The organism is Candidatus Nitrosarchaeum limnium BG20 (genome assembly GCF_000241145.1).
Classification (GTDB): domain Archaea; phylum Thermoproteota; class Nitrososphaeria; order Nitrososphaerales; family Nitrosopumilaceae; genus Nitrosarchaeum; species Nitrosarchaeum limnae.
Genome location: NZ_AHJG01000342.1, coordinates 1 through 1,817 on the forward strand (window position 1 = coordinate 1; position 1,817 = coordinate 1,817).

The following is a 1,817-nucleotide window of genomic DNA, read 5'->3' on the forward strand; positions in this document are numbered from 1 at the left end:
TACTGCAAAAACTGATCAATCCACCGTCAATCTTAGGGTCACCTCTGAGTCTGGAGTTTGTGTTATTGGACCTGGTGAAAACTGTCTTGTAAAAGATTCTACCCGAAAACCTGGACAAATATATGAAGTTGTATCTGTTGATGGTGTTAATCTAAAAATTAGATACAGCGGTCCTGATGTTTATCTTGAAAAATTTGATATCCTTCCAGAATCCCCTGATGGATTCTTACCTGATGCAAACTGGACTGTAGATATCATCAAAGAAGAACAAGCATCCCGATTTTATTATAGAGTTAATTACTCTGTTTTAGAGTAAGTTCAAAATACTGTTTACTCTGTATTATTTTAGATGAATCTTCAAGTTTTGATGTTTTATCAAGATGATCCAAAAAAATGTACTGCTGCAAAGATGGTTAAGTTTGGAATTGCAAAAAATATCAAAAAAATAGGAAATAAAGGACTGGTTTTGGATCCTTTTTCTGAAAAAACTCTTTTACCTTCTGATAAATCTTTGATAAATTCTATAATTGGAATTGATTGCTCTTGGACTCTGGCAGATCAGGCATTCTCAAAAAAATTTAATGGTATTAAAAGAAAATTGCCTCCATTACTTGCAGGTAATCCAATTAATTACTCAAAATTAAATAAATTAACTACTGCTGAAGCCCTTTCTGCATCTTTATTTATTCTAGGATTTAGAGACGATGCACTTGCAATTCTTGACAAGTTCAAATGGGGACACACTTTTTATGAATTAAATCAAAATCTGTTAGACGAATATTCAAAACTTGAATCTGAAGATCAAATAGATATAATTCTAAAAGAATATGGTTTGTCTAATCAATGATTTTTTCTTTTTTTAATATATGATACACCAATAATTACACAAATTCCAATTATTATCAACCACATTGCTTCAAAATTATCTTTTCTATTAAATTCAACATTGACTTGGTTTATTTCTGGTAAAGTATCTTTGTTCTTTACCACTAAGAAACCTGTAGAATAATAATCTGGTTTTAGTACTGAATTGGAAATTGCAAATATTTTTAGATCTTTTGCACCTACTCCCAGTTTTTCTACGTCTTCCCCTGAGATATTTATCTCTGTAAAGTTTTTATCAATTTTAATTATTTCAGATAATGTTGAATTTTCATTATTGCCTGTAATAAAATAAAGAATTGAATCTGCATGTGTAGTTTCTACATCTATGATTAGATCACTTTCTTTTTCAACTATATCTGGTACATTGACGTTGACTATCTCTGGAAATATCGTGCTTTCAAATTCTGCCCAATGACCTGCTTTGAAAGGATATGTTTGATCATCAAATGCATTGACTGTAATTGTTCTTGATTCTGGTGAGTATGCACTAAGATAAAATGGTCCATTACTAATTACAGCGTGATTGTGTTCTGTAATCCATTTTGATGATGCATTATATCTATTGTTAAAATAATCAAAACCAATTTTAGATGATTCCAATGATTTTGGAATAAATTTTTTCTCACTAAATTCATCCAAGTATCTTTTAATCATCTGAGCATCATTTGGAACAATCAGTGAAATCCAACTGATGTTTTTGTTGGTCGCCCCTGATCTTGAAAAAGATGCTTTACCATCTAGAACTGCTTGCTCCATCGCAGCTGAAATCTCCCATGGCACTGTACTCCATAATGACGCCCATTCTGCAATTTCTCCTTTATCAAAATGCCAATAATTCACGTACACATCGATTGTATTTTCATCGATAACTTTTATTCCAATAATTGTTTGAATTGATTGGGAAACAATTGGAGTAAATTCTGCATCATATG

At 31.3% G+C, this 1,817-nt stretch carries 2 protein-coding genes and 1 pseudogene; 2 read left to right on the top strand and 1 reads right to left on the bottom strand.

The features are described 5' to 3' along the window. Nucleotides 1-316: hypothetical protein (locus tag BG20_RS11540; protein ID WP_010195684.1), on the top strand; the 316-nt coding region annotated here is incomplete at its 5' end. Nucleotides 317-349: 33 nt separating this feature from the next. Next, nucleotides 350-847 carry a DUF367 family protein gene (locus tag BG20_RS11545; RefSeq protein WP_048097269.1) on the top strand — a complete coding sequence of 166 codons (498 nt, stop codon included), beginning with the start codon at nucleotides 350-352 and terminating at the stop codon, nucleotides 845-847. On the opposite strand, the pseudogene BG20_RS11550 reads toward BG20_RS11545, so the two are convergent. Beyond that, a pseudogene (locus BG20_RS11550) lies at nucleotides 841-1,817 on the bottom strand (ABC transporter substrate-binding protein); the annotation flags it as partial. The gene BG20_RS11545 and the pseudogene BG20_RS11550 sit on opposite strands and share 7 nt — an antisense overlap.